This window comes from Halopseudomonas sp. (genome assembly GCF_036960865.1).
In the GTDB taxonomy this organism is placed as follows: domain Bacteria; phylum Pseudomonadota; class Gammaproteobacteria; order Pseudomonadales; family Pseudomonadaceae; genus Halopseudomonas.
Genome location: NZ_JBALWE010000012.1, coordinates 48,735 through 66,797, shown reverse-complemented (window position 1 = coordinate 66,797; position 18,063 = coordinate 48,735). Strand labels below are relative to the sequence as shown.

Here is an 18,063-nt window from a genome sequence, read left to right as displayed (position 1 = left end):
GCGGCGACGGGCGATAAAAATAGCGATTTTGATAAAAAGAACCGCCTACGATGCTCAAGGAAATACCACCTTCACGTGTGCTCTCGGCCGGCCTGGCGATCGCCATGCTGCTGTTCTTTACCTCCGTGTATATTGCCTCCAGCCCCTTACGGCTGGGTTTTTCCGTTGAGCAGGGTAAGCAGGGTGTGCGGGTCTCGGAGGTCGCGACAGATGGCCCAGCGGCGCAGTTGCTGCGCGCGGGGGACGAGGTGTTGGCATTGCGCAGTAGCGTCGGCTCGCTGCAGCTGGAGCCCTGGGATGCGGTAGCAGAACCGGATGATGCGGCGCTCTTTGTTACCTACAACCGTTTTTTTGAGCGCCATCGACAGATATGGGCAATCCTGAGTGGCGAGCAACTGGAGCTGCAGGTGTTGAGTGCAGGCGGCGCTGCCCCGTCATGGATGCGGCTGCAGCCGCTGGCACTGCGCGGTATCAACCATTTGCCCTGGCTGTTCTGGTACCAGGTTGGCTGTGGTCTGGCGATTCTGTTGATGGGGGTTTCCGCCTGGGCTTTTGTGCAAAGCGAGCGCGGCCCCAGGCTCTACGCGCTCGCCGGTCTGGCCATCGCCATTGCCATCGTCGCCAGTGCTATCTATACCACCCGCGAACTCAGCTTGCCGCCGGAGTGGTTTCTCACCTTGTCTCGGATCAATCAGTTTGGCGCCATGCTGTTTGCCGGTACTGGTACCGCATTGTTCTGGTATTACCCCACTCAACTTGGGCGTTTCCCGCTCGCGCGGGTGATGCTGGTGATTGTTGCACTGACGCTGACGGTCAATTGGTTGCAACTGATCCCCAGCCTGGATGCGGCCGCGCGTTATCCCTTGCTGGCGTGGTTTGCGGTGGATATTGCCTTTGCCATTCAGCAGTGGCGTTGTACCCGGCGTGAGCCGGTGGAACGTGCACGGCTGAAGTGGCTGATCTTTGCCTGGTTTGCCGGTGCCTTTGGCTACCTGGGTATGGTGGTGACGCCGCAGGTAATGGGCCTGGGAGCAATAGCGCAGCAAAAATATGCCTGGTGTTTTTTTGTTATCTCCTACCTTGGTATAGCGCTGGGCATCGTCCGATACCGCCTGTTCGATCTGGATCGCTGGATTTTGCTGGTGTGGTTCTGGTTTGCCTTTGGTGTGCTCTTCATCGTCATTGATGCGATGCTGGTGATGACCTTGAACCTGGAAACCAGCATGGGCTTACTGGTGTCGCTGGCGGTAGTGGGGTGGGCCTATCTGCCGATCCGGCAGGCCTTTCTCACCTGGCTGATGCCCAAAGACGGTCGTGGCGTGCTGCACAAGCGCCTGCCGGACATTCTGCAGCAGGCTTTCCGGCATGAGCGTTCAGTGGATGATCAATGGAGTCGCGCTTTGCAGGCGGTGTTCAACCCGCTGACCATCGCGCCGTTACCTGAGCCGCTGGATGTCCCGACGCTGCGCGAAAACGGTCTGCGCCTGGCGGTGCCCGGGATGCAACCAGGGCAGGGGTTCTTGTTGAGCTATGCCGGTGGGGGCGCGCGTCTGTTTGATCGCCAGGACGCCGATTTCTGCGGGCAAGCGCTGGCGCTGTTTCTGTATGCCCGTGAGTATCATCAGTCTTATCAGAGTGGCGTAATCAGTGAGCGCAAGCGGGTAGCCCGTGATTTGCACGATGATGTTGGCGCACGGCTGCTCTCCGTGGTCTACCGCGCGCGGAGCGACGAAGAGCTGCAAGGCCTGGCGCGTGATTGCCTGCGCGAGTTGCGCGAGGTTATCCAGGGCCTGCAGAAGGACGTGGTACTGGTCCGGCAGAGCTTTTCGAGGTGGCAGTCAGAGGCGCGTGAGCGCTGCCGCCTGTTTGGTCTGAGCCTTGATATGCGGTTGGAAGAGGCGCTGGCCGACGAACGGCTGAGTCCTCGCCAGGAGCGCAACCTGTCGCGTATTTTGCGCGAATGTTTGACCAATACCTTCAAACACGCGCGGGCCGATGTGATTGCCGTCGAGTTCAAGGTAGAGCACAATCTGCTGGTACTGCGATATCAAGATAATGGCGCCGGGATGCTGGCGTCTGCTGCAGGGCAAGCCGCAGGGCTTGGCGTATTGGGCATCCAGGAGCGCTGTCGGGAGCTGGGTGGAGAGGTCTGTTGGTGGACTCCTCTGGATGGCGGCCTGGCAATGCGCTGTGAAATACCGGTAAAGGCGAATTGACGTAATGAATAACGTCCTGATTCTGGAGGATCTGAAAGACGCGCAAGTCTGGCTGTCGGAGGCTGTGCTAATGGCGTGGCCCCAGGCCCGACTGACCCTCTACGAACGTGTGGGGCACGCGCTGACGGCATTGGATCTTGGTCCACCAGACCTCTGCCTGGTGGACCTGCAGTTGCCGGATGGCTCTGGAATTGATTTTATCCGCGAGTGCGCGCAACGCTATCCCGATACCTTTCTGGTGGTTGCCACCATGTACGATGACGATATGCACCTGTTTCCGGCATTGCAGGCGGGTGCCAAGGGGTATCTGCTTAAGGACGATAGTCAAACCCAGATTGCATTGGCGCTTGAGGGAGTGGTTCGCGGTGTACCGCCGCTCTCGCCACAGATAGCGCAACGTATGTTGAGCTATTTCCAGCAGGACGGCTCTGTCGTGCACCGCTGGCGGCCGGAGGCGGCGTGCAACGAGGATGATGCGGGCCTGAGCGAACGCGAGCGGGAGTTTCTGCTGGTGATTGGCAATGGCTACAAAACCGCTGAAGCCGCCGACATGCTGGGCGTGAGCTATCACACCGCCGCCAAACACATCAAAAATATCTACGCCAAGCTGGGCATCAGCAGTCGTGCGCAGGCGGTGCAGGAAGCCATCCGCATGGGGCTGATCAACTAGCATCGACGGCCTGCCAGGCACGCCTCGAATATTGTCGGTAAGCTTACTGGTCGCAGTTGCTACAGACCCCGACCATCACGCCCAGCATAGCAGCGTCACAGCCGCCATATGTCTGCGCGTCTTAACCCGGAATGATCAGACGCTCGCTTACCAGCGGGTTGTCATCGGCACCTTCCGTACAGCTGTCGAAGTGCCGCACCGCTACGCTGCTGTCCAAATTGCTGAGGTTTACGCCCAGTTCGCGGCGATGCTTCTCGCAATAGCTCACCTTGGTAGCCTGGTCAAAGGTCAGCTCGGTGGTGTAAACCTCGATATCCATTTGCTGGCTTTCGCCGCTGGCTTGCATCTCGACTGCGCCGTACTGGCTGTTGAGGGTGGGCGTACCCCTCTCTGGGTAGTGCAACGATGACTACCCAGAATTGGGTACCACGGCGGACGGGCGGTGCTCAGTCCTTGAAGACACCTTTGGGCAATACCACGATTTGGGTGCCCGAGGCGATGTCATGCCAGCTGCGTGACTGCTTGTCCCACAGCTGCCAGAAGAAGCCCAGCCCACCGCAGAGCCAGGATGCCTGGCTGACCAGCAGCCGGATCAACGCCTGTTTGCGGGTGATCGATTGGCCGCTGACTTGCTGCAGGCGTATGCGCCAGGCCTGCATGCCGAGCGTTTGCCCCTTGATGGTCCAAAAGGTGAGATAGAACGCGATGGTGACGAGTAGCACAATCAGGCTGAGCACATGATCACCGACAAAGCTGCCAGCCTCGGCTTGCTGGTGCGCTACGGCTTCGCCGTAGAGGCCAATATAGATACCCAGATAGCCAAAGGTCGCCACCATCAGCACGGCCAGCAACAGCAACAGGTCGTAGCCCGCAGCAGCCAATCTGCGTATCAGGCCGCAAGCCGGAAAGTCTCCGGTTGGTTTCAGCAGTTTGACTGCCATGTGAACTCCTGGTTGGCGCGCGGGATCAGCGTCGGGTCAAGGGTGGGCTGGCAAAGGAAACTGCGCTGAGGCCGCTTTCCATCAGCGCGCGGATGTTGGCATGGTCGCTGCCATCGGGGTTTTGCAGCACCGCTTGGTAATGCTCGGCGAAACAGTGCAGGGTCTGCTGGGTGTTCAAGTCCAGATCCTGCGCCATTGCCAGTACCTTGCACGAGCCCTGGTTCTGCTCGGCACTATTAAGCACTGCACCGTTTTTGAAGGCGCTGGGCTGGTAACGATAATGCTGTTCGATAAAGGCCAGGGTATCAGCGAAGGTGTGCTCCGGGTTGCCCAAGTGGGCGGTGAATTGCTCTGGGGTCATGCTTTGTCCTGTTTCTGTCCCTTGTCGAAGGCGGCTTGCTGGGCCGGGCTGGCCTCGGTCTGGTATTTGGCTTTCCAGTCGGCGTAGGGCATGCCATAAATGGCCTCGCGGGCCTCGTCCATGCTCAGTTCAATATCCATGTCATCAGCAGCACTCTTGTACCACTTGGACAGGCAGTTGCGGCAGAAGCCGGCCAGGGTCATCAGGTCGATGTTCTGTACATCCTTGCGGCTGCGCAGATGGCTGACCAGATTGCGGAAGGCGGCGGCTTCCAGTTCAAGGCGTTCCTGTTTGGTCATTGCTAACTCCCGTTACTGCGGTTTTGGATGCTGCCTGGGGCGCTGGTAGCGCGCCGGGTAAGGCATTTTCGCCAAGCATAAAACGCCATCAGTCAAAGTCAATCAAAGGCGCTGTGGTCGCTCTGCGCTGAGTGTGATGGAGACCGATTCGGCAAAACGCAGAGCGTGTGGCTTGTCTACTTCCACCTCGGCGTAGTGCACCTGTGAATACTGCATGACGATGTCGAGCAGCTCCTGGGTCAGGCGCTCAAGCAGTGCAAAGCGATTGCCTTCAACGTGCGCAATCAACGCCTTGGTGATGGTGCGATAATTCAGCGCCTTGTCTATCTCATTGACCGCCACGGCATCGGCGGCGGGGTAGAGAATGGTGGCGTTGATGAGAATGTCCTGCTGGTTGCGAATCTCGTCATCGTTGATGCCGATGTAGGTGCGCAAACGCAGGTCCTTGATACGGATACGGGCCAGACCGGGTGAAAGCATACTCATGTCAGCTCCGGGCGATCAGTTGCAGGAATTCCTGCCGCGTGTTGAAGGAGTCGCGGAAGGCGCCCAGCATCACCGAGCTATGCATTGATGAGTTCTGCTTTTCCACGCCGCGCATCATCATGCACATGTGTTTGGCTTCAATCACCACCGCTACGCCTGCGGCGTTGGTGACTTGCTGCAACGCTTCGGCAATCTGGCGGGTGAGGTTTTCCTGGATCTGCAGGCGACGGGCAAACATATCGACGATCCGCGCCACCTTGGACAGGCCGATAACCTTGCCGGTGGGGATGTAGGCCACGTGTGCTTTGCCGATGAACGGCAGCATGTGATGCTCACACAGGGAGTACAGCTCGATGTCCTTGACGATCACCATCTCATCGTTGTCGGAGTCGAATAGTGCGCCGTTGACGATCTCTTCCAGTGACTGGGCGTAACCGCGGCAGAGAAACTGCATCGCTTTGGCGGCTCGTTCCGGGGTGCCCTTGAGCCCGTCCCGTTCGGGTTTTTCACCCAGGTTGGTCAGGATCTCGAGATAATTCTGTGACAGTTTTTCCAGGCTCATGGTGTCGTCTCGTCGGCTCATTTGAGGTGCCTGCCGCCGTTCAGAGGCAGGCTGCTTCCGGTAATGTAAGGATTGTCCAACAGAAAGCGGATTGACTGATAGACCACCTCGGGGCCTGGCTCCAGGCCCATGGCTGACTTGGCCAGGGCCTTGCTGCGGTAGGCCGCGTCGTCACTTTCGTTGAACATGATCAGCGCAGGGTTGATGCAGTTGACCTTGATTCGCGGTGCCAGTTGCGCGGCGAAGGAGCGCGAAAGGCCCTCAAGGCCGGCCTTGGTCGCGCAGTAGGCAATGTGTTTGGCGCTACCCTTGCGAGTAACATCATCGCCCAGGTGAATAATGTCGCCCACCTGTTCGCCGCGAAACAGCGCCGCACACTGGCTGTTGATCATGTACGGCGCCTGCATGTGCACCATGAACATCTGTTGCAGCGCATCAGGGCCTTGCTGGTCGTCCAGCCATACCGAAGCGTTGTGAATGATGGCGCGCAAGCTGACGTTGCGCTCATGCAACTGGTCTATCAAACCCTGAATGCCGGCGGTCGTGGAGAAGTCAGCGAGCAGTACCTCTGCTCCGGCGGGGATGGCTGCGGCGCGCTCGGCATCCAGTGCGCGGCAGCTGATAATCACATGATGGCCGTCTTCGATCAGGCGCTGCGCGCAGTGCAGGCCGATACGTTGAGCGCCGCCAGTGACAAGGATGCTTGGATGGTTACTCATGGCTCACTTGAATCGATAACGGTTATGCCTGCAGTTGATTGAGCGGGTGGCAAAAAGCAGGCGAAATCAGTCAAGGCAGGTGTCAGCTGCCTATGGTAGCACGCGCAGAGCGGCCGTCGGCCAGGCCGGGCGCCGCAAGAGGGGGAAGATTATGTACAATGGTCGTACAACTACCCCGTACCTGCGGCAATACCTTGGCTTGTCGATGACCCTATCATGACCAATCCCGCTCCTGGCCTTTCATTGGCCGCCGAAACCCTGTATCCCATACGTGAAGTGTCGCGCTTGTCTGGCGTGAACTCTGTCACTCTGCGTGCCTGGGAGCGTCGCTATGGTCTTCTCGTACCGCAGCGTACGGAAAGTGGTCACCGGCTCTACTCCATGCATGATATTGAGCGGGTCAAAGCGATTGTCAGCTGGATAGCGCGCGGTGTGCCGGTCAGCAAGGTTGCCTCCATTATCGATCGCCAGGCTCTACCCGCGGCGAGTGTTGCGGCGCTAGAGCAGGCAGATACTCAGTCCGATGACCCGCTGCAAGCCGCCCGTGCGCAACTGATGGGCGCAGTCGATAGTGCCGATCTGCTGGGGCTGGAGCGAGTCTACGGTCAGCTATTTGCACGCTGGTCGCTGACGCACCTGTGCAACGACATTCTGCTGCCGGTCTGGCGGCAATACCGGGTGCAGGCCAAGCAGGGCGGTTCGCTTGCTCCTTGGGCGTTGCTGGATGGTTTCCTGCGGGCTCGTTTGCTCCAGCGTACCTCCTTTTTGCAACCCGCCCGCAGCAGCGTGCTGCTGGTCAGCCTGCAACCGCGTGAAGATGAAGTTGAAGTATTGCTTGCTGCGCTGTTTCTGGTGGAAGCCGATGTCAATATCGCTTATCTGTCCTGTCTGCCCGCCGCCGAAGATCTGTTGCTGATGTGTGCGGGCGGCCACCACCAGGCTCTGCTGCTGTTCAGCGACAGAGCGATTGAGGCGACACTGCTGACACGCCAGCTTCCGCGGCTTAATCACCAGCTTGAGTGCCCCGTTGCCGTGGTCGGTGCCTGTTGTGAGCTGCAGGCCGAAGAGTTGCATCGGGCTAACGTGAGTTGCCTGGGCTTGGCGCAACGCAGCCTGACCGACAGTGTCCGACAATTGCTCGCCGGGCGCTTTGACGGCTGAGGCGCATCAAGCACCGTGACAAGTAGACCGCCGAGTAGCTGAATGCCGGCGCCTTGGCCATGGCGCCAGTCCTCCAGTGGGGGGATTGGCGCGCAAGCACAATGCGCTGCTAGCGTTCCGCGGCATGTTGCGTGATGTTGGTAAGAGGCGGGGTGATCAGGACATTCTCAGTAAGCCGAGACAGCTCACTGCTGAAGGTTTTATTGCAGCACGGTCTGCTGCTCAAAGTGGCGATCATTCGAGGTGCGCAATAGCAGCCGATTCAGCAACGGGGGGGTGAATCTGGCGGCCAATAGAAGCGAGGACTTCCTTTCCGATCTGCGCGTGCGCACGGCCAGCCATAGCATTGATCTGAAAGCTCTTATCCAAGTCAATATCAATCGGAGCGAGCGCTGACGTTACTGCCCCGCGTTTGGCGGTGATTGCAGCGCACGCAGCTCTTTCTCCAGTGCGGCGGCCTTCTCTTTCGCATCGACCTCGGCGGTGACATCTTTTTGGATACCAATGAAGTAGGTCAACTTGTCCGCTTCATTGAAAACCGGCGTGATAGACAGCTCGTTCCAGAACAGGCTGCCATCCTTGCGGTAGTTGCGAATGGTGGCACGACAAGGGCGGCCGGCTTTGATGCCGTCGCGGATGATCTGCAAGCCTTCCTGGTCGGCATCATCCTTTTGGAGAAAACGGCAGTCCTGGTAGAGAATCTCGTCCGCGCTGTAACCGGTCAGCGCTTCGAATGCCGGGTTCACGTAGATCAGGATATTGTCATCGCCTTCCTGTTCGGCAACCACGATACCGTCATTGGAAGCATTGACCACCAGTTGCAGTAGTTTGGCATTGATCATGGTGTGCGCTGACTCCTCGTTGTTTTTCGGCATTCTATAGGAGTGTATCGAGCTGTCCAGTTGCGCCGCGACCAGTGCGCGGCTTTGCGGCATAATGGTCTGCCGATCTTGGCGGTAAAAAGAGGTGAGTAATGCATCTGGTGATTGTCAGCGGTACCGTATTTGGCACTGCAGACCTGGTGGCGGACGAGGCGCAGACTTTCTGCGAATCAGCCGGGCTAAGGGTCAGTCGGCTCAGGACGTTCAACTTGGATGCCTTGCTGGCGCTGCAGCCAGAGGCGTTGCTGTTATGCACATCAACGACCGGTATGGGCGAGCTGCCCGAACCGTTGGTGCCGCTGTTCCATGAAATGCGTGACCGCTTTCCGTTGCTGACCGCCACGCCATTCGGTGTGATTGCGCTGGGTGATGCGGCTTATGGCGACACCTTTTGTCAGGCCGGCGAGGAGTTTCGTGAGTTGCTGCTGGAATTGCAGGCCCGCGAAGCCATCCCGATGCTCCGTCTGGATGCCAGCGAAACGGTCACGCCGGAAACCGATGCAGAGCCTTGGCTGCAGCAGTTCGTTGGCGCGCTACAGGCGTGATCAGTTGATGTCGGGCAGCGGAGCGCCGCTGGCCAGCTGTGTCAGGCGATCTTCATCGATGATCAATATCTGCCCGTACTGAATCTGCAGCCACCCCAGGCTTTCCAGGCGCTTGAGCAGCTTATTGATGCTTTGTCGCGAACTATTGAGCATCAGGCCGAGTGATTCCTGGGATAGCTGCACGCACGGCCTGCCGCCCTCGTCATCGGTCTGTCCGTAATTATGCGCGTGCATCAGCAAGCGTTTTGCCAGCCGCGAGGAGAGCGGCAACAGGGCGCTATCCTCAAGCATGGCAAAGGAAATCCGAATGCGCCGGCACAGCAACTTCATGAACAAGGGGTACAACTCCGGGCGACGTTCAAGCATCTGTTGAAAGCCCACGCGAGGAATCATCAGTAGTTCGGTATTGCCGCTGGCCAGGGTGTCGTGCGAGCGCGGCAGGCCATCGAACAGGGATATCTCGCCAAACCAGCTGCCGGGAGTGAGTACCGCCAGCACCGCTTCCCGGCCATCCGGACCAATATTGCTGATACGCGCGGCACCACTGATGACGCCATACAGGCCGTCGGGTTGATCGTCCTTGGCGTAGACAAATTCACCGTCATCCAGGGAGCGAACACGGGCCAGCGCCAGCATCTCGTCGAGCGCATCCTGCGGCAGTTCGCTGAACCAGCGGTTCTTCTGCAGCAGCTTGGCCAGGCGCGCAGTGTCCTGCATTGCTGACACTGTAAAGTGTTTGACAGTCCGCTTTGCCGTCACCGTCTAGACTCTCCTCATACCGAACGTCCCACAGTATGCCGCAAGCACTGGGGGATGTCCTGTACCGGCAGCGGCCCAACAGGGTGCCATTTACATTATTCCAACAAAAGAGGATTGCCCGATGAACGCAGTACATTCACTGGTAGACAAGAGCGTCAAGGATCAGGTCAGTGCCGAAGAATGGCAGGTCCGGGTCGATCTGGCGGCCTGTTACCGCATGATTGCAATGTACGGCTGGGATGACCTGGTGTTTACCCACATCTCGGCCAAGATTCCCGGTACCGAACACTTCCTGATCAACCCCTACGGCCTGATGTTTGACGAAGTGACCGCGTCCAATCTGGTCAAAATCGACCTGCAGGGCAACAAGGTCGTAGAGTCGCCCTACAACGTGAACCCCGCTGGCTTCACCATCCATAGCGCCATCCACGAGGTGCGTCACGATGCCAACTGCGTGCTGCATACCCACACCGCCGCGGGTATCGCTGTATCAGCCCAGAAAGAGGGCATTCTGCCGATTTCCCAGCAGTCTATCTTTGTACTGAGCAGCCTGGCCTATCACGACTACGAAGGCGTAGCGCTGAACGAGGAAGAGAAACCCCGCTTACAGGCCGATCTGGGCCACGCTAACAATCTGATTCTGCGCAACCATGGCCTGCTGGTTTGCGGCAAGTCCGTGGCTGACGCCTTCCTGACCATGTATACCCTGCAACGCTGCTGCGAAATCCAGGTGCGCGCACAGGCCCAGAACGCGGAGTTGATTCCGATTCCGCAAGCGGTACTCGATGGCGCCAAAGCGAGTATGAAAAAAGCCACCAACGGCGCTGGCGCTGGTATTGCCTGGCCGGCTCTGCTGCGCAAGGTACAGCGCGTAAGCCCTGGCTACGATGCTTGACCGGTGAACGGGCTCGCTGGCATTGCCCTGGATGATTGGTTCAGCCAGGGCCGCAGCCTGATTTATCGGGGTCATAAGGTACGTTACTGGTGCGCCGGACAGGGCGAGCCGCTGCTGTTGATTCATGGCTTTCCATCCGGTTCTTGGGATTGGCATTACCTGTGGCAGAGTCTGGCCGAGCGCTACCGCGTGATAGCGGTTGATATGCTTGGCTTCGGCTTTTCCGACAAGCCGCGTTATTACGCTTACAGCTTGCTGGATCAGGCCGACCTGCTACAGGACGTATTGCAGCATTTAGGCGTCGGCGATTACCACGTGTTGGCACACGACTACGGCGACAGCGTCGCCCAGGAGTTGTTGGCCCGCGAATTGGCCGCGCAGCAGAAATTGCAATCGGTGTGCTTTCTCAATGGCGGCCTGTTCCCGGAAACGCACCATCCAGTGCGCATGCAGAAGCTATTGATGAGCCCGCTGGGTTTTTTTCTCGGGCTTCTGTACCGCCGCAAGCATCTGGCGCAGGCGTTTGGCAAAGTTTTCGGTCCAGAGACCAAGCCGGATGAGCAGGAGTTGGACGCGTTCTGGCGCATGCTAGCGTTCAACCAGGGGCCGCGGGTGATGCACCGGCTGATCCATTACATCGCCGAGCGCCGGGTCCAGCGTGAGCGCTGGTTGGCTGCGATGCAGCGCAATGCGGTGCCCATGCGGGTTATTGATGGTGCGGTTGATCCCGTGTCAGGTGCGCACATGGTCAAGCGTTATCGCGAGTTGATTGCTGATCCTGATACCGTTTTGCTCGAGGGTATCGGGCACTATCCACAAGTGGAAGCACCCGAGCAGGTGCTGGCTCACTACCTTGCGTTTCGACAAACCTGCGATGCCGCTGTAGTCGATGCGGAAATAAAAACCCCGGCCTGAGCCGGGGTTTTTATTTCAGTGTTGTTCGTCGCGCAGAAACACCAGCTTATTCTCGCTGCTGGCGCTGGCATCAAAGTAGTAGCCGTCCGAGTTGAAATCCTTCAAGCCTTCAGGGTCCTGCAGGCGCTCCTTGATGACGTAGCGGGCCATCAGGCCGCGCGCTTTTTTGGCATAGAAACTGATGATCTTGTGCTGCCCGTTCTTGCAGTCCTTGAATACCGTGTCGATGACCCGCGCCTGCAATGCCTTGGGTTTGACCGCCCCAAAGTACTCCTGCGATGCCAGGTTGAGCAGCACCTGATCGCCCTGGGCTGCAAGATCCTCGTTCAGCCATTCACTGATACGCTCGCCCCAGAAGGTGTACAGATCCTTGCCGCGTGGGTTGGCAAGTTTGGTGCCCATTTCCAGGCGGTAAGGCTGCATCAGATCCAGCGGGCGTAGCAGGCCATACAGGCCGGACAGCATGCGCAGGTGCTGTTGCGCAAAGGCGAGGTCATCGTTGCTGAAGTCTTCGGCGTTCAGCCCGGTATATACATCACCCTTGAACGCCAGCAGTGCCTGTTTGGCATTCTGCGGGGTGCTTTTGCGCTCCCAGCTGCCGTAGCGCGCTACGTTAAGGCTGGCCAGCTTGTCCGACAACGACATCAGCTTGGCGATATCCTGAGGTGACTTTTCCTTGAGCACGTCGATCAGCTCGGCGCTGTGGTCTAGAAAGCGCGGCTGGGTAGATTGTTCGGTGATAGGTGGTGTGTCGTAGTCGAGGGTCTTGGCGGGGGATATGACCATCAGCATGGATGCTGGCTCCTGTTAAAACGTTGCCGGCATTATGCCGGAAAGCGAAGCCTGTGCGGGAAATAGGGATGATAGAGCAGCGCTATTGCTTGGCTGGAAGTCGGCTGAAGGTTGGCGTGGCCGCAGGGGTAACTTGCTAATGGAAAAGCGCCGGCCGTGTGGCCGGCGCTTTGGTTCAGAGGTGTGTTTCTGCGTATTCAGCCAAGGCGGAGCGAGGTACGCCCTGCAGATGGATATGTACGCCGTGAGGAAAGTCTTTGAAGCATTCGGTGAGGTAGGTCAGGCCGGAACTGGTGGCGTTCAGGTTAGGGGTATCGATCTGCGCCAGGTTGCCGAGGCAGACGACCTTCGAGCCGGTACCGGCGCGGGTGATGATGGTCTTGATCTGGTGCGGCGTCAGGTTCTGGCTTTCATCGATCAGAATAAAGCTCTGCTGGAAGCTGCGGCCGCGAATGTAGTTCAGCGATTTGAACTGCAAGGGCACGCGGTCGAGGATGTATTCCACGCTGCCGTGGGTGCTCTCGTCATCCATGTGCAGGGCTTCAAGGTTGTCGGTGATTGCGCCAAGCCAGGGTTCCATCTTCTCCTTCTCAGTGCCCGGTAAAAAGCCGATGTCTTCGTCCAGTCCCTGGGTGCTGCGGGTGGCGATGATGCGGCGGTAGGTCTTGGTGACCATGGTCTGCTCGATGGCGGCTGCCAGCGCGAGTATGGTCTTGCCCGAACCGGCGGCGCCGGTGAGGTTGACCAGGTGGATATCCGGGTCGAGTAACGCGAACATCGCCAGTGCCTGGAAGATGTCACGCGGTCGCAGCCCCCAGCACTCCTGATGCAACAGTGGCTCCTGGTGCAAATCGCGGATGGTCAGCCGGTCGCCATCGATGGCCTTGACCCAACCGATAAAGCCCTGTTCATCAATGATGAAGTCATTCAGGTGCAGCGCCGGCAGGTTGTCGGTCAGCTGCACGTTGTGCAGTGTCTGGCCGGTCAGCTGTCGGGTTTCCACCTTGTTTACGCTATCCCAGAATGAGCCGGGTACCTGGTGATAACCGCGGGCCAGCAGGTCAATGTCATCCAGCAATTGGTCGGTGTGGTAATCCTCGGCATCAATGCCGCAGCCGCGCGCCTTGAGACGCATGTTGATGTCTTTGGACACCAGCACGATGCGGCCGTCGGGATGCAGGGTCTGCAGATGACACAGCTGGTTGATGATCTTGTTGTCGTTGAGGTCGTTGGGCAGGCAGTGGGCCGGAATCAGGGTCCTTTCCATGAGGATGGCCAGCGTACCGTTGGGCCCTAGCTTGCCGCGCTCGATTGGAACGCCTTCCTCTACCTGGTCTGGCGGGGCGACGCCGAGAGTCTTGTCGATCAGTCTGATGGCCTGGCGGCAGTCGGCGGCGATACTGGTCTTGCCGGATTTGAGTTTGTCGAGTTCCTCCAGAACGGTCATGGGGATGACCACGTGGTGTTCTTCGAAATTGAGCAGGGCGTTGGGATCGTGAATCAGGACGTTGGTATCGAGGACGTAGAAGGTGTGTTCGGTAGGTCCGCACGCTTCCATATGCTATTACCTCGCAAGGGCCGGTGACACTTGGTCTGTATCAGGCGCCTGAGCTGCGCCTGGCAGTCCACAGGGCCAGCTCGCAAGCCAGCGGGTATCAAGGGATCACCTGCTGGCGTGGGCCGGTTGAGCGAGATATAACGCAAAGAAGATGACCTTCACAAGCATGCAAAAGGCATAATTTCAAAAAAGTTCGAAATAGACGAATGGGGCTGGGCAGGGCTGGAAAAAGCGCGTTATAGTCATTGGCCCGGTGTGTTGAACACCGTCGATTTATCCCGCCAAAAACCACTTTTTCCGCGCTCTCCCTAAGCATTTTTCCGATGGCCGACAGGCTGGCGATGTGCCGTTCCCTTTAGCTTGGTTAAGCCGCAGCCGGCCTGGGTGGTAGTTGCGAGGAAGCTGGGTAGTGTAACAGGGCTGCCGGATAGCAGCCCTGTTACCGGGAGACTAGCGGCGACCCTGCGGACGATCTCGACGTCCGGAGGCGCGCTTGCGGCTGGCGGCCGCAGCGGCCGCCTGTTCTGCCTCATTGGCATCGCTGGCGGCTTTTTCGTCTGCGGTCTGGTGACGTTGAGGGATCGCCTTGAGGAACTGTTCTTCCGGTGGAATGCATTCCAGCTTGCCGCCAAGCAGTTCTTCAATCGGCGGAATCTGGAAGGCGTCGTCTTCGCCGGCCAGGCTGATCGAGGTTCCCTTGGCGCCGGCGCGGCCCGTACGCCCAATGCGGTGTACGTAGTCTTCAGGATCTTCGGGCAGGGTGTAGTTGATCACGTGGCTGATGCCGTCGATATGAATGCCGCGCCCGGCAACATCGGTGGCCACCAGAACCCGCAGCTTGCCGCTCTTGAAGTTGTCCAGCGTGCGCACGCGCTTCTGCTGCGGCACATCGCCCGACAGCTGTGCGGCATTGATGCCGTCGCGTACCAGGCGTTCCTGCACACGGCGCACCTCGTCCTTGCGGTTGGCAAAGACCATGACGCGCTCAAGCTCCAGCTGGGTTACCAGGTTATACAGCACCTTGTACTTGTCCTTGCCGCTGACTGCGTAGACCTTCTGGGTTACGTTCTCGGAGGCCGGCCGCTCGGGCTCGATTTCGACGATGGCCGGTTCCACCGTCCACTGCTGCGACAGGTTCATCACGTCGTCGCTGAAGGTGGCAGAGAACAGCAGGGTTTGGCGGTCGCCCTTGCGCGGGGTCTGGCGGATAATCTGGCGAACCTGCGGGATGAAGCCCATATCCAGCATGCGGTCGGCTTCATCAAGAATCAGCACTTCGATCAGATCCAGGTGCACTTCACCGCGGTTGCAGAAGTCCAGCAGGCGGCCCGGCGTGGCGACCAGAATGTCGCAGTAGTTGCGTTCCAGCTGCTTGAGCTGCTTGTCGTAATCCATGCCGCCGACAAAGGCCATGACGTTCAGCGGACAATGCTTGGTCAGGCCCTCGGCATCGCTGGCGATTTGCATCACCAGTTCGCGGGTTGGCGCAATGATCAGCGCCCGCGGTTCGCCCATGTAGCGCTCATCCGGCGGCGGCGTTTCCAGCAGTTGGGTAATGGTGGAGAGCAGGAAGGCGGCAGTTTTGCCGGTGCCGGTCTGGGCGCGGCCAATGGCGTCGTGGCCCTTGAGGGTATTACCGAGGACGGCGGCCTGGATCGGTGTGCAGTAGCTGAAGCCCTGATCCTGAATGGCGCGCATTAGCGAGTCAGGTAGCGGGAAGTCATGAAATCGGGTTTTGCCTTCGGCGGGTTCAACCGCGAAGTCGGCCAGGCTCCAGGGTTTTGTAGGCGCTGCCGGTGCTGTTTTCTGGCGTGGAGCGCGTGGCTTCTTGGGGGCTTCTGGCGCGGCGTCAGCGCTGGGCGCTCGGGGGGCATCCTGAGTTCTGGCGGGGCGCTGGTCAGCCTGCTTGGGGGGCCGTGTTTGCTGTTCCGGTTGCGGTGCGGCAGTGGGTGCGGCTTGCTCTTCTGGCTTGTTTAACAGCTTCTTCAGTGCTTTGAGCACAGGCGTCTCTCGGTTATGTGAACAAAAAATGATGCGCCAGTGTAAAGCAAGGCCGCGCGTTAGCGAAGCCTTGTAGCGGTTGTTTTTTGATCAGTTGCGGCATGCGCTGCCGGTGGCCTTATAGTCCCAGTCGGGCCATCAACCAACGGCGAATGTCAGCGATTTCCTGTGGGCAGACTTCGTGCGCCATGGGGTATTCATGCCATTCGGTGCTGTGGCCGGCGGCCTGCAGCAGGTCGTGTGCCTCGCGGCCCATGCTCAAGGGTAGTACTTCGTCGCCACGTCCGTGGGCACAGAACACCGGTAGCCCAGCGCCTTGTGGCGCGTTTTTCAGCAGCTCGTCGAGGTCGGGGCCGTAAGTCGACAGCGCCATCACGCCGGCCAGCGGCAAGCCGCTGAGCACGGCGGTAGTGATCACCACGGCGCCGCCCTGGGAAAAGCCCGCCAAAATCACTTGCTTGGGCAAAATGCCTTTGGCCTGCTGGTCGGCAATCAACCCCTTGAGCATGGCGACAGCTTCGTCCATGTGTGCCTGATTGATGGCGCGGGCCGGCGACATGCCGAGGATGTCGTACCAGCAGGGCATCGGGAAGCCGCCGTTGATGGTGACCGGGCGTGTGGGCGCCTGTGGAAAGACAAAGCGTATGCCATGGTTTTGCGGCAGACCCAGCGCCTCGACTACAGGGACAAAATCGAAGCAGTCTGCGCCCAGGCCGTGCAGCCAGATCACGCAGCTGGTGGCCGGTACTGCGGGTTCGATGATGTGCGGCTGTTGCGACATGCGGTACTCCTTGAGAAAACGAAAAAGACGCTGCTCTTTATACGTTTGCTTTCGCCCAATACCAAGCGATAACCGCTGGGATGCAGCCAAGTGCTAGCCACGACAGCAGGTCGTAAATGCCGTCGCCGATCAGCGCGGCGAGCAGGCCTATACTGCTCAACAGAGCCAGTAACAGAGGTGCTCGAAAAATATGCCAGAGACCTTTGCGCGCACTACTCATGCGTTGGCCTCCTCGCTCAGGCCGCCGCTCTTTACTTCTGCTAAGCGGCGCGCGGTGGTGGTGCGCCGTCCCAGCCACAGGTAAATCCCGGAGCCGAGTACGACTATGGTGGCAAGGTCGAGCATGGCCCAGATAATCTTCAACGGCAGGCCGCCGTAATCGCCGAAGTGCAGCGGCTGTGACAGCAGCAAGGCCTGGGCATACCAGGGGAGCGGCTGTGGTTCGAGCCGTTGGTTGGACTGCGCGTCAACCAGTACCGGTTGCAGCAGACGCGAGGTCAGCGGCTGATCGCCGCGGTAGAAGACGCCGTAGTGGTGTTGGCTGGAGAACTGGGTGCCCGGCCAGGCGATGAAGCTTATGTGCATATTGTCTACTGCGGCGTCCGCGCTATCCACGGCGCGCTGCAACGAACTTAATTGCTCGGGTAATGGCACCTCTGCGTAGGCTGCGGTCATGCTTGCCAACTGATCCTGTTGCCAGAGCCCGACGACGATGGGGCTGAGCGTATTGATGCTGCCCGTCAGGCCGACCACCAATGCCCAGAGCAGCGTTACGACGCCCAGCAGGTTGTGCAGGTCCAGCCACTTCAGCCGTGGGCTGCGTTGGCGGCGCACAGTGCCGAAGTCCAGCTTGCGCATGAAAGGCGCATAAAGCACCACGCCGGAGACGATGGCGACCACGAACAGCAGTCCCATAAGTCCGAGAAACAGCATGCCGGGTAACCCGGCGAACAGGTCCACGTGCAGCTTGAACATCACATACATGAAGCCGCGGTCGGGCTCAGGCTCATCGAGTATGGCGGCAGTGCGGGTATCGATGACCAGCGAGTGGTTCTCATCGCCGGGCGCATCCATGCTGCTGGCCATACTGACAAACGCCAGGTGCGGGTGATGCTCATCCCAGAACATGAAGCGGATAACCTCGTCCGGGCGATGGGCGTGAGCGGCGCTTACCAGCTCGTCGAGGCTGGCGTCTGGCAGGTGTGCGGGCAGCGCAGGGGCTTGCACTTCATCGCCGAATAGATGATCAATTTCCTCATGAAAGATCAGCGGTAGCCCGGTAAGGCAGAGCATCAGCAGAAACAGTGTGCAGATCAGACTGGTCCATTTATGAACCAGAAACCAGGCTTTGACGTTCATTGTGGCAGTCCTGTCCTTAAGCTCCATGGTCTGGGCCAGCTGTCAGCGGCTTCGCAGGCTGGCTGCGCTTCGTTCGACGCGACCGTGGACGTTACCAAGAGGCGTAATGCAACGGGGGAGATGATAACGATAATGAGTCGTATTCTGCGGCATGGTCGCCAT

At 59.0% G+C, this 18,063-nt stretch carries 21 protein-coding genes; 6 read left to right on the top strand and 15 right to left on the bottom strand.

Annotated features, from left to right (window positions below; genetic code table 11):
- The first annotated feature begins 50 nt into the window (after nt 1-50).
- The gene (locus tag V7747_RS16525; RefSeq protein WP_335617115.1) at nt 51-2,216 is read left to right on the top strand and encodes a hypothetical protein; all 2,166 of its coding nucleotides are present in this window, start codon (nt 51-53) and stop codon (nt 2,214-2,216) included.
- Between the two features lie 4 nt (nt 2,217-2,220).
- Entirely contained in the window at nt 2,221-2,886 is a 666-nt protein-coding gene (locus V7747_RS16520) for a response regulator transcription factor (RefSeq protein WP_335617114.1), read from the top strand.
- Nucleotides 2,887-3,007: 121 nt separating this feature from the next.
- Here V7747_RS16520 and V7747_RS16515 read toward each other — a convergent pair whose 3' ends face one another.
- The 7 genes from V7747_RS16515 to folM form a co-directional block, all read right to left on the bottom strand.
- Nucleotides 3,008-3,289, bottom strand: coding sequence for a hypothetical protein (locus V7747_RS16515; protein ID WP_335617113.1), 282 nt, complete (start codon nt 3,287-3,289; stop codon nt 3,008-3,010).
- A gap of 43 nt (nt 3,290-3,332) precedes the next feature.
- The gene (locus tag V7747_RS16510) at nt 3,333-3,827 is read right to left on the bottom strand and encodes an RDD family protein (protein WP_335617112.1); all 495 of its coding nucleotides are present in this window, start codon (nt 3,825-3,827) and stop codon (nt 3,333-3,335) included.
- Nucleotides 3,828-3,852: 25 nt separating this feature from the next.
- On the bottom strand, nt 3,853-4,188 hold the full coding sequence (locus V7747_RS16505) for a HopJ type III effector protein (protein WP_335617111.1): 336 nt from the start codon (nt 4,186-4,188) through the stop codon (nt 3,853-3,855).
- Entirely contained in the window at nt 4,185-4,487 is a 303-nt protein-coding gene (locus V7747_RS16500; RefSeq protein ID WP_335617110.1) for a DUF1244 domain-containing protein, read from the bottom strand. Before V7747_RS16500 ends, V7747_RS16505 begins: the two co-directional genes overlap by 4 nt.
- A gap of 102 nt (nt 4,488-4,589) precedes the next feature.
- Nucleotides 4,590-4,973 (bottom strand): dihydroneopterin triphosphate 2'-epimerase, encoded by a 384-nt coding sequence (gene folX, locus V7747_RS16495; RefSeq protein ID WP_335617109.1) that lies wholly within the window; start codon nt 4,971-4,973, stop codon nt 4,590-4,592.
- Between the two features lies 1 nt (nt 4,974).
- Nucleotides 4,975-5,535, bottom strand: coding sequence for a GTP cyclohydrolase I FolE (gene folE, locus V7747_RS16490; RefSeq protein WP_335617196.1), 561 nt, complete (start codon nt 5,533-5,535; stop codon nt 4,975-4,977).
- Between the two features lie 17 nt (nt 5,536-5,552).
- Nucleotides 5,553-6,254 carry a dihydromonapterin reductase gene (gene folM, locus V7747_RS16485; RefSeq protein ID WP_335617108.1) on the bottom strand — a complete coding sequence of 234 codons (702 nt, stop codon included), beginning with the start codon at nt 6,252-6,254 and terminating at the stop codon, nt 5,553-5,555.
- A 216-nt stretch (nt 6,255-6,470) separates the two neighbouring features.
- Here folM and V7747_RS16480 point away from each other — a divergent pair, with 216 nt between their 5' ends.
- A complete protein-coding gene (locus tag V7747_RS16480) occupies nt 6,471-7,415 on the top strand; it encodes a MerR family transcriptional regulator (protein ID WP_335617107.1) in 945 nt (314 codons plus the stop codon).
- A 398-nt stretch (nt 7,416-7,813) separates the two neighbouring features.
- Here V7747_RS16480 and V7747_RS16475 read toward each other — a convergent pair whose 3' ends face one another.
- A complete protein-coding gene (locus tag V7747_RS16475) occupies nt 7,814-8,257 on the bottom strand; it encodes a PAS domain-containing protein (RefSeq protein WP_335617106.1) in 444 nt (147 codons plus the stop codon).
- A 131-nt stretch (nt 8,258-8,388) separates the two neighbouring features.
- Here V7747_RS16475 and V7747_RS16470 point away from each other — a divergent pair, with 131 nt between their 5' ends.
- Nucleotides 8,389-8,841, top strand: coding sequence for a flavodoxin domain-containing protein (locus tag V7747_RS16470; protein WP_335617105.1), 453 nt, complete (start codon nt 8,389-8,391; stop codon nt 8,839-8,841).
- On the opposite strand, the gene V7747_RS16465 is transcribed toward V7747_RS16470, so the two are convergent.
- A complete protein-coding gene (locus tag V7747_RS16465; protein ID WP_335617104.1) occupies nt 8,842-9,558 on the bottom strand; it encodes a Crp/Fnr family transcriptional regulator in 717 nt (238 codons plus the stop codon).
- A gap of 163 nt (nt 9,559-9,721) precedes the next feature.
- Between V7747_RS16465 and V7747_RS16460 the strand changes: the two genes are divergently transcribed.
- A complete protein-coding gene (locus tag V7747_RS16460; RefSeq protein ID WP_335617103.1) occupies nt 9,722-10,495 on the top strand; it encodes a class II aldolase/adducin family protein in 774 nt (257 codons plus the stop codon).
- A 3-nt stretch (nt 10,496-10,498) separates the two neighbouring features.
- Nucleotides 10,499-11,410 (top strand): alpha/beta fold hydrolase, encoded by a 912-nt coding sequence (locus V7747_RS16455; RefSeq protein WP_335617102.1) that lies wholly within the window; start codon nt 10,499-10,501, stop codon nt 11,408-11,410.
- Nucleotides 11,411-11,425: 15 nt separating this feature from the next.
- Here V7747_RS16455 and yaaA read toward each other — a convergent pair whose 3' ends face one another.
- The 6 genes from yaaA to V7747_RS16425 all read right to left on the bottom strand — a co-directional run bounded on the left by yaaA (nt 11,426) and on the right by V7747_RS16425 (nt 17,901).
- The gene (yaaA, locus tag V7747_RS16450) at nt 11,426-12,202 is read right to left on the bottom strand and encodes a peroxide stress protein YaaA (protein WP_335617101.1); all 777 of its coding nucleotides are present in this window, start codon (nt 12,200-12,202) and stop codon (nt 11,426-11,428) included.
- Nucleotides 12,203-12,377: 175 nt separating this feature from the next.
- Nucleotides 12,378-13,760, bottom strand: a complete 1,383-nt coding sequence (locus V7747_RS16445; RefSeq protein WP_335617100.1) for a PhoH family protein — start codon at nt 13,758-13,760, stop codon at nt 12,378-12,380.
- A 450-nt stretch (nt 13,761-14,210) separates the two neighbouring features.
- On the bottom strand, nt 14,211-15,761 hold the full coding sequence (rhlB, locus tag V7747_RS16440) for an ATP-dependent RNA helicase RhlB (protein ID WP_335617099.1): 1,551 nt from the start codon (nt 15,759-15,761) through the stop codon (nt 14,211-14,213).
- 118 nt (nt 15,762-15,879) lie between these two features.
- Nucleotides 15,880-16,542: an alpha/beta hydrolase gene (locus V7747_RS16435; protein WP_335617098.1), complete on the bottom strand. Its 663-nt coding sequence runs from the start codon at nt 16,540-16,542 to the stop codon at nt 15,880-15,882.
- Nucleotides 16,543-16,579: 37 nt separating this feature from the next.
- The gene (locus V7747_RS16430; protein WP_335617097.1) at nt 16,580-16,762 is read right to left on the bottom strand and encodes a hypothetical protein; all 183 of its coding nucleotides are present in this window, start codon (nt 16,760-16,762) and stop codon (nt 16,580-16,582) included.
- Nucleotides 16,759-17,901 (bottom strand): PepSY-associated TM helix domain-containing protein, encoded by a 1,143-nt coding sequence (locus V7747_RS16425; protein WP_335617096.1) that lies wholly within the window; start codon nt 17,899-17,901, stop codon nt 16,759-16,761. The genes V7747_RS16430 and V7747_RS16425 overlap by 4 nt, the downstream gene beginning before the upstream one ends.
- Between the last annotated feature and the right edge of the window lie 162 nt (nt 17,902-18,063).

Coding starts and splice junctions, on each gene's coding strand:
- V7747_RS16480 (WP_335617107.1), top strand. CDS start 6,471: ATGACCAATCCCGCTCCTGGCCTTTCATTGGCCGCCGAAACCCTGTAT.
- V7747_RS16525 (WP_335617115.1), top strand. CDS start 51: ATGCTCAAGGAAATACCACCTTCACGTGTGCTCTCGGCCGGCCTGGCG.
- V7747_RS16445 (WP_335617100.1), bottom strand. CDS start 13,760: ATGGAAGCGTGCGGACCTACCGAACACACCTTCTACGTCCTCGATACC.
- V7747_RS16510 (WP_335617112.1), bottom strand. CDS start 3,827: ATGGCAGTCAAACTGCTGAAACCAACCGGAGACTTTCCGGCTTGCGGC.
- V7747_RS16505 (WP_335617111.1), bottom strand. CDS start 4,188: ATGACCCCAGAGCAATTCACCGCCCACTTGGGCAACCCGGAGCACACC.
- yaaA (WP_335617101.1), bottom strand. CDS start 12,202: ATGCTGATGGTCATATCCCCCGCCAAGACCCTCGACTACGACACACCA.
- V7747_RS16430 (WP_335617097.1), bottom strand. CDS start 16,762: ATGAGTAGTGCGCGCAAAGGTCTCTGGCATATTTTTCGAGCACCTCTG.
- V7747_RS16470 (WP_335617105.1), top strand. CDS start 8,389: ATGCATCTGGTGATTGTCAGCGGTACCGTATTTGGCACTGCAGACCTG.
- folE (WP_335617196.1), bottom strand. CDS start 5,535: ATGAGCCTGGAAAAACTGTCACAGAATTATCTCGAGATCCTGACCAAC.
- V7747_RS16425 (WP_335617096.1), bottom strand. CDS start 17,901: ATGAACGTCAAAGCCTGGTTTCTGGTTCATAAATGGACCAGTCTGATC.
- folM (WP_335617108.1), bottom strand. CDS start 6,254: ATGAGTAACCATCCAAGCATCCTTGTCACTGGCGGCGCTCAACGTATC.
- V7747_RS16500 (WP_335617110.1), bottom strand. CDS start 4,487: ATGACCAAACAGGAACGCCTTGAACTGGAAGCCGCCGCCTTCCGCAAT.
- V7747_RS16475 (WP_335617106.1), bottom strand. CDS start 8,257: ATGATCAATGCCAAACTACTGCAACTGGTGGTCAATGCTTCCAATGAC.
- V7747_RS16435 (WP_335617098.1), bottom strand. CDS start 16,542: ATGTCGCAACAGCCGCACATCATCGAACCCGCAGTACCGGCCACCAGC.
- folX (WP_335617109.1), bottom strand. CDS start 4,973: ATGAGTATGCTTTCACCCGGTCTGGCCCGTATCCGTATCAAGGACCTG.
- V7747_RS16520 (WP_335617114.1), top strand. CDS start 2,221: ATGAATAACGTCCTGATTCTGGAGGATCTGAAAGACGCGCAAGTCTGG.
- V7747_RS16465 (WP_335617104.1), bottom strand. CDS start 9,558: ATGCAGGACACTGCGCGCCTGGCCAAGCTGCTGCAGAAGAACCGCTGG.
- V7747_RS16460 (WP_335617103.1), top strand. CDS start 9,722: ATGAACGCAGTACATTCACTGGTAGACAAGAGCGTCAAGGATCAGGTC.